General features: G+C 63.3%; 8 protein-coding genes. 7 read left to right on the forward strand and 1 reads right to left on the reverse strand.

All coding sequences use genetic code 11. From position 1 onward, the window contains the following. The 7 genes from EN925_RS15390 to EN925_RS15420 form a co-directional block, all read left to right on the forward strand. The coding region (locus EN925_RS15390; protein ID WP_128336671.1) for a lytic murein transglycosylase at nucleotides 1–857 on the forward strand (857 nt) is incomplete at its 5' end. A 261-nt stretch (nucleotides 858–1118) separates the two neighbouring features. Continuing rightward, complete coding sequence (locus tag EN925_RS15395; RefSeq protein WP_127368034.1) at nucleotides 1119–2762, forward strand: ABC transporter substrate-binding protein; 1644 nt, start codon at nucleotides 1119–1121, stop codon at nucleotides 2760–2762. Between the two features lie 18 nt (nucleotides 2763–2780). Further along, complete coding sequence (locus EN925_RS15400) at nucleotides 2781–3848, forward strand: ABC transporter permease (protein ID WP_024503440.1); 1068 nt, start codon at nucleotides 2781–2783, stop codon at nucleotides 3846–3848. Next, nucleotides 3845–4765 carry a nickel transporter permease gene (gene nikC, locus EN925_RS15405; RefSeq protein WP_127368033.1) on the forward strand — a complete coding sequence of 307 codons (921 nt, stop codon included), beginning with the start codon at nucleotides 3845–3847 and terminating at the stop codon, nucleotides 4763–4765. Before EN925_RS15400 ends, nikC begins: the two co-directional genes overlap by 4 nt. Before the next feature lie 10 nt (nucleotides 4766–4775). Beyond that, the gene (locus EN925_RS15410) at nucleotides 4776–5621 is read left to right on the forward strand and encodes an ABC transporter ATP-binding protein (protein WP_127368032.1); all 846 of its coding nucleotides are present in this window, start codon (nucleotides 4776–4778) and stop codon (nucleotides 5619–5621) included. Continuing rightward, a complete protein-coding gene (locus EN925_RS15415; RefSeq protein ID WP_013527922.1) occupies nucleotides 5618–6367 on the forward strand; it encodes an ABC transporter ATP-binding protein in 750 nt (249 codons plus the stop codon). Before EN925_RS15410 ends, EN925_RS15415 begins: the two co-directional genes overlap by 4 nt. A 45-nt stretch (nucleotides 6368–6412) precedes the next feature. Next, the gene (locus EN925_RS15420; RefSeq protein ID WP_206519134.1) at nucleotides 6413–6727 is read left to right on the forward strand and encodes a hypothetical protein; all 315 of its coding nucleotides are present in this window, start codon (nucleotides 6413–6415) and stop codon (nucleotides 6725–6727) included. A gap of 12 nt (nucleotides 6728–6739) precedes the next feature. Here EN925_RS15420 and EN925_RS15425 read toward each other — a convergent pair. Continuing rightward, on the reverse strand, nucleotides 6740–7483 hold a 744-nt coding region (locus EN925_RS15425), incomplete at its 5' end, for an efflux RND transporter permease subunit (protein ID WP_164894224.1).

Raw genomic sequence — 7483 nt, forward strand, 5'->3', positions numbered from 1 at the left:
GCGCCGTGCTGCTGGCGATCTGGGGCCGCGAGACCGGATTCGGCGCGGCGAAGATGCCTTATGACGCCTTCGAAGTGCTGGGCACCAAGGCATTCATGTCGACCAGGAAGGACTTCTTCCGCACCGAACTGCTTGCCGCACTCGAGATCGTCGAGCGCGGGCTGGCTCCGGTCGGCGCGATGAAATCGTCCTGGGCCGGCGCGCTCGGCCAGCCGCAATTCATGCCGACCTCGTTCCTGAAACATGCCGTCGATTTCGACGGCGACGGCCGCGTCGACATCTGGAACTCGACGCCGGACGTGTTGGCCTCGATCGCCAATTATCTCGTCCACTATGGCTGGGTAAAGGGTCGTGGCTGGGGATTCGAGGTGACGGTGCCGGAAAGCGTTTCCTGTTCGCTGGAAGGCCCGGACCAGGGCAAGAAAATCTCGCAATGGGCTGATATGGGCATCAAGCGCGTCGGCGGCAAACCGTTTCCAGTGAGTGAGCTGAAGGCCGAAGGCTTTCTGCTGATGCCGGCAGGGCGCAGCGGCCCGGCCTTTGTCGCCACGCCCAATTTCTACGTGCTGAAGCAATACAACACCAGCGACCTGTACGCGCTGTTCATCGGCCATGGCGCCGATCGCATCGCCCATGGCGATCAGAACTTCGCCGGCAGCTGGGGCGCGGTCGGCGGGCTGCACCGTTCGGACATCGCCGCCCTGCAGCGGGCGCTGGAGGCCAAAGGCTATGATGTCGGCAGCGCCGATGGCCTGCCCGGCTTCAAGACCCGCCGCTCGATCGGCATATGGCAAGCCAAGAACGGCCGCGCCGCCACCTGCTTCCCTGACGCCGACCTGGTCGCAGTGCTGAAATAGCTCCGAAATTAGCAGATTTTTCTCGATCGGCAGCCTCGATTGGCTGGCCTATGCGTCGACACCCCACCGGCCTTTCTGGCCCAATGAGCCGTCGTATAAATGCTCGTTGCCCGCCACGGGGCCGCCGGATATGGTGTTGACCAACTGGACAAAAACCACGACGGTAAGTGGGCAGAGGGGCCGTCTCCAGGCCCCGAAAAAATTCCGCAACCCTGAGCCGGGAACTCAGGTCAACAAACAACAAAACAGGGAACAATCACAATGATGATGGAAAAGCTTGCTCTACGCTCTCGCTTCCTGCTCGCGGGTGCCGCCATGTCGGCGCTGCTTCTGGCCGGCGCGCCCGCCGGTGCGGTCACGCCCGCCGACACGCTGGTCGAAGGTTTCGCGATCGACGACATCATCTCCATGGATCCGGGCGAGGCGTTCGAGCTGTCGACCGCCGAGGTCACCGGCAACACCTATGATCTGCTTGTCCGTCTCGACCTCAGCGACACCTCCAAGGTCAAGGGCGACCTTGCCGAAAGCTGGACCGTCTCCGATGACGGCCTGACCTACACGTTCAAGCTCAAGCCCGGCCTGAAATTCGCTTCCGGCAATCCGATCACGGCGTCCGATGTCGCCTGGTCGTTCGAGCGCGTCATCAAGCTCGACAAGAGCCCGGCCTTCATCATCGGCCAGTTCGGCATCAGCGGTGACAACGTCACCGAAAAGGCCAAGGCTGTCGACGACGGCACCTTCCAGTTCACCGTCGACAAGGCCTATGCGCCGAGTTTCGTGCTGAACTGCCTGTCGGCAACGGTCGCTTCGGTGGTCGACGCCAAGCTGGTCAAGGAACATGTGGCTGCGGTCACGCCGAGCGCCGACTACAAATGGGACAATGATTTCGGCAATGCCTGGCTGAAGACCGGCTATGCCGGCTCCGGCGTCTTCAAGCTGCGCGAATGGCGGGCCAACGAAGCCGTCGTTCTCGAGCGCAACGACAATTACTACGGCGAAAAAGCCAAGCTTGCCCGCGTCATTTATCGCAACATGAAGGAAAGCTCGGGCCAGCGCCTGGCGCTCGAGGCTGGCGACATCGACGTTGCCCGCAATCTCGAACCGAACGACCTCGACGCCATCGCCAAGAACGCCGACCTCACCACCACCAGCGCGCCCAAGGGTACGGTCTATTACATCAGCCTCAACCAGAAGAACGCGAACCTCGCCAAGCCGGAGGTGCGCCAGGCGTTCAAGTATCTGGTCGACTATGATGCCTTGAGCTCCACCATCCTCAAGGGCATCGGCGAAATCCATCAGACCTTCCTGCCCAAGGGCGTGCTCGGCGAATTGGATGAGAATCCGTTCAAGCTCGATGTCGCCAAGGCCAAGGAATTGCTGGCCAAGGCCGGTCTGCCCGACGGCTTCAGCGTAACCATGGACGTACGCACCGGCCAGCCGACGACCGGGATGGCGGAATCGATCCAGCAGACGCTCGGACAGGCCGGCATCAAGCTCGAGATCATCCCGGGCGACGGCAAGCAGACGCTCACCAAATACCGCGCCCGCAACCACGACATCTATATCGGCCAATGGGGCCAGGATTATTTCGACCCGAACTCCAACGCCCAGACCTTTGCCTCGAACCCGGACAATTCGGATGGGGCCAAGACCAAGACGCTGGCCTGGCGCAACGCCTGGGACATTCCGGACCTGACCAAGCAGACGGAAGCGGCACTGCTCGAGAAGGATGCCGGCAAGCGCGCCGACATGTACAAGGATCTCGAGAAGAAAATCCTCGACACCAGCCCCTTCGTCGTCATCCACCAGCAGCTGGAAGTGGCCGGCCTGCGCAAGAACCTCAAGGGCTTTGCGCTCGGCCCGAGCTTCGACACCAACTTCGTCGGACCGGTGTCCAAGGAATAGTGCTCGCGGACACGCCGCATGAGCGCGGTTGAAAAAGAAGTGGCGGCGGGGCGCGGCAGCGCCCGCGCCGTCGCTATTGCATCATCGCTTGGCCGTTTCCTGGTCATTGCGATCACGACCTATCTTGGTCTGCTCGCGGTCACCTTCTTCATCGGCCGCGTCATTCCGATCGACCCGGTGCTGGCGGTGCTCGGCGACCGGGCGCCGGCCAATGTGGTTGAGCGCACGCGCCGCGAGATGGGCCTCGATTTGCCGTTGATCGAGCAGTTCTACATCTATGTGAAGAATGCGCTGAACGGCAATTTCGGCGTCTCCGTGCTGACCACCAATCCGGTCATGACCGACATTCGCCGGGCGCTTCCGGCCACGACGGAACTGGCGACCCTCGGAACGCTGATCGGCGCTTTGTTCGGCGTGCCGCTCGGTGTGCTGGCCGCGGTCAGGCGCGGCAGCCTCATCGACCAGATCGTGCGCGTCATCGGCCTGATCGGTTATTCCGTGCCGATCTTCTGGCTGGGGCTGCTTGGGCTGGTGCTGTTTTACGCCAAGCTGCAATGGGTTGCCTTCCCGGCGAGGCTCGACGTCGTCTACGAATACACCTTTACGCCGATCACCGGCTTCTATCTCCTCGACTCTGCGATGCAGGGGCAGTGGGACGTTTTTTACGACGCCTTCCGCCACATCATCCTGCCGGCCTCGCTGCTCGGCTATTTCTCGCTCGCCTATATCAGCCGCATGACGCGCTCGTTCATGCTCAACGAATTGTCGCAGGAATATATCGTCGCGGCGCGCGCCAAGGGCCTGTCGGAAACGCGCATCATCTGGGGTCACGCGCTGCGCAACGCAGCGGTGCCGATGGTGACGGTGATCGCGCTTTCCTATGCCGGACTGCTGGAAGGTTCGGTGCTGACCGAGACCGTCTTCTCATGGCCGGGCATCGGCCTTTACATCACCAATTCGCTGCAGAACGCCGACATGAATGCGGTGCTCGGCGGCACCATCGTCATCGGCTCGGTGTTCATCGCCATCAACCTTCTGTCCGACCTGCTGTATCGTGTGCTCGATCCGAGGACGAAGTCCGCATGAGCGTCGACACCATCCAGAGCCGTCGCGACTGGCTGCTCAGCGAGCGGCCGGCCTCGCGCATGCAGGCAAGGCTCGGCCGCGCCTATGTGGCGTGGCGGCGCTTTTCCGCCAACCGGTTGGCGTTTCTGGGCCTGCTCATCATCATCGCCCTGCTGGTCGTTGCCGCCCTTGCAGGCGTGCTGGCACCTTATTCGCCAACGTTCGGCGACCTGAAGAACGCGCGCCTGCTGGCGCCGAGCGCCGAGCACTGGTTCGGCACCGACGATCTCGGCCGCGATATCCTGTCGCGCATCCTCTACGGCTCGCGCTGGACGCTTTACGTGGTCATCCTGGTTGCCATCATCGCCGCACCCATCGGCCTTCTGGTCGGCACCGTTGCAGGCTATGCCGGTGGCTGGACCGATGCCATCCTGATGCGCATCACCGACATCTTCCTCGCCTTTCCCAAGCTGATCCTGGCGCTGGCCTTCGTCGCAGCACTTGGCCCCGGCATCGAGAATGCAGTGCTGGCCATCGCCGTCACCTCATGGCCGCCCTACGCCCGCATCGCGCGGGCAGAGACGCTGACGGTGCGCAATTCCGACTACATCAAGGCGGTGCAACTGATGGGCGCCTCGCCCTTCCGCATCGTGCTGCGCCATATCATGCCGCTTTGCATTTCGTCCCTGATCGTCAGGGTGACGCTCGACATGGCCGGCATCATCCTGACCGCCGCCGGGCTCGGTTTCCTCGGCCTCGGCGCGCAGCCGCCGCTGCCCGAATGGGGCACGATGATCGCCTCCGGCCGCCGCTTCGTGCTCGATCAATGGTGGGTGGCCGGTGCGCCGGGCTTCGCCATCCTCATCGTCAGCCTCGGCTTCAACCTGCTTGGCGACGGCCTGCGCGACGCGCTCGATCCGCGGAGTGGCGACCAATGAGCGGCGACCAATGAGCGGAGAACCGAAAACGCTTCTCGACGTAGACGACCTGCGCGTCACCTTCCCGACCCGCACCGGGCTGATCGAGGCGGTGCGCGGCGTTTCCTTTTCGCTCGGCCGTGAACGGCTCGGCATCGTCGGCGAATCCGGCTCGGGAAAATCGCAGACCGGCCGCGCCATCATGGGCCTGACGCCACCGCAGGCGCGGATATCGGCCAACAAGCTCGCCTTCGACGGCATCGACCTGCTCAGCGTCTCGCCACGCGAACGCCGGGCGCTGCGCGGCAAGCGCATCGCCATGATCCTGCAGGATCCGAAATATTCGCTCGACCCGGTGATGAGCATCGGTCGCCAGATCGTCGAGACGCTGCGCACCCATGAAAAGGTCGGCAAGGCGGAGGCACGCGACCGTGCATTGGCCATGCTGGAGGCGGTGCAGATCCGTGATCCCTCTCGCGTCTTCAATTTGCATCCGCATGAAGTTTCGGGCGGCATGGGCCAGCGCGCCATGATCGCCATGATGCTGATCGCCGGTCCGGAAATGATGATCGCCGACGAGCCGACCTCGGCGCTCGACGTCACCGTGCAGCTCGATGTGCTCGGCATCCTCGACCGGCTGGTCAGTGAGCGTGGCATGGGGCTGATCTTCATCTCGCACGATCTGCGCCTGGTCTCGTCCTTCTGCGACCGCGTCATCGTCATGTATGCCGGCAAGGTGGTCGAGCAGCTCAAGGCGTCCGAACTCGGCCAGGCCCAGCATCCCTACACGCGCGGCCTGCTCAATTGCATGCCCAAGATCGGTGCCGACCGCCACCCGCTGCCGGTGCTCGACCGCAAGCCGGAGTGGGCGGCATGACTTCTGCGATTGCCGTCGACAGGCTGGAAGTGATCTTCGACCGTTTTCGCGCACTGAAAGGCGTCAGCCTCGACGTGCAGCCGGGCGAATCCTTCGGCCTGGTCGGCGAATCCGGCTCCGGCAAATCGACGCTGCTGCGGGCCATCGCCGGCCTTGCGCCGGTTGCATCGGGCGGCATCGTCGTCAACGGCAAGACGCTCGGCGCGCGCCGCGACAAGGCCTTCTACCGTGAAGTGCAGATGGTCTTCCAGGATCCGTACGGGTCGCTGCACCCGCGCCAGACCGTCGACCGTCTGCTGCAGGAGCCGCTTGCCATCCATGGCTTTGCCGACGGCGAAAAGCGTATCCAGCGGGCGCTCGACGAAGTCGGCCTCGGCAACGGTTTTCGGTTCCGCTATTCGCACCAGCTCTCCGGCGGCCAGCGCCAGCGCGTGGCAATCGCCCGTGCACTCATTCTCGAACCGTCGATCCTGCTGCTCGACGAGCCGACCTCGGCGCTCGATGCCTCGGTGCAGGCGGAAGTGCTCAACCTGCTGGAAGAGGTACGCAAGCGGCGCAAGCTGACCTTCCTGATGGTCAGCCACGACCTCGCCATCATCACCCATATGTGCGAGCGGCTGATGGTGATGCAAAGCGGCGAGGCGGTGGAGAATCTGGCGGCGGCGGATCTTGTCGAACGCCGTGTGACAAAGGACTATACGCGCAATCTGTTGCGGGCCAGCGACGGGTTTGTGAGAACCGCTTGAATTCGTTTTCTCTTTTGCGCCGAACAACCATCTTGGGGAATTCCCATGGAGGAATGGAAGTTTGCGGATCCTCCCAATGTCGCGGTGTTTGTGGATAGGGCAGTCGTTACCCGCGGCGATTGGATTGCATACGTCTCACATGACGATGACGACGGCAGTTGGCAATTCCACAACAGCGAAACCGGACCTGTTGACGAAGGCGATATCATGATCGTCAGCTTGCAAAACGTTGTGCAGCGGGACGAAAGCATCCAGGCGTTGGCGGACTTGCCAGAAGGCTGGCACGCTTGGCGCACCTCGAAATCGTCGCCATGGCAACGCGCCAGGTCGCGCCCTGTGCCCTCCAACGACAACGAATGATCAGGCAAAGCCTTAGGCTGAGCCTTGCGCCAGTTCGCCGTTCTCCAGAACGGGTGGCTCTTCCCGGCCCTTCGGCTCCTTGATCCTGAACCACGTCACATAAAGCGCCGGCAGGAACAGCAGCGTGATTGCGGTACCCGCGATGATGCCGCCCATCATCGCATAGGCCATCGGACCCCAGAACACTTCACGCGCGATCGGGATCAGCGCCAGGCTGGCGGCCGCCGCCGTCAGTGCGATCGGGCGCATCCGGTGTTCGGTCGCTTCGATGACCGCCGCCCAGCGATCCTTGCCCTCGCGCACCAGATCCTCGATCTGCACGATCAGGATGACCGAATTGCGGATCAGGATGCCGATCAGCGCCAGCACGCCGAGGATGGCGACGAAGCCCAGCGGCGCTCCGCTCGGCACCAGGGCCGCCACCACGCCGATCAGGCCGAGCGGCGCCACCGCCACGACCAGGAACAGGCGCTGGAAGCTTTGCAACTGCACCATCAGGATCGTTGCCATGACGAACAGCATCAACGGCACGACGGCGGCGATCGGTCCCTGACTTTTGGCGCTCTCCTCGACCGAGCCGGCGGTGGCGATCGAATAGCCCGGCGGCAGCTTGGCGGTGAAGGCATCGACCGATGGCTTCAGTTCGTTGACGACCGTGGCCGGCAGCACGTCGCCGACCAGCCCGGCGCGCACGGTGATGGTCGGGATGCGATCGCGTCGCCACACCGTCGGTTGCTCCAGATCGTAGCGGAAGTT

This window comes from Mesorhizobium sp. M7A.F.Ca.US.006.04.2.1, from assembly GCF_004022915.1.
Lineage (GTDB): Bacteria > Pseudomonadota > Alphaproteobacteria > Rhizobiales > Rhizobiaceae > Mesorhizobium > Mesorhizobium ciceri.

Excerpts from the sequence above, each read along its gene's own strand:
- EN925_RS15395 (WP_127368034.1), top strand. The coding sequence starts at position 1,119 with ATGATGATGGAAAAGCTTGCTCTACGCTCTCGCTTCCTGCTCGCGGGT.
- EN925_RS15400 (WP_024503440.1), top strand. The coding sequence starts at position 2,781 with ATGAGCGCGGTTGAAAAAGAAGTGGCGGCGGGGCGCGGCAGCGCCCGC.
- EN925_RS15415 (WP_013527922.1), top strand. The coding sequence starts at position 5,618 with ATGACTTCTGCGATTGCCGTCGACAGGCTGGAAGTGATCTTCGACCGT.
- EN925_RS15410 (WP_127368032.1), top strand. The coding sequence starts at position 4,776 with ATGAGCGGAGAACCGAAAACGCTTCTCGACGTAGACGACCTGCGCGTC.
- EN925_RS15420 (WP_206519134.1), top strand. The coding sequence starts at position 6,413 with ATGGAGGAATGGAAGTTTGCGGATCCTCCCAATGTCGCGGTGTTTGTG.
- nikC (WP_127368033.1), top strand. The coding sequence starts at position 3,845 with ATGAGCGTCGACACCATCCAGAGCCGTCGCGACTGGCTGCTCAGCGAG.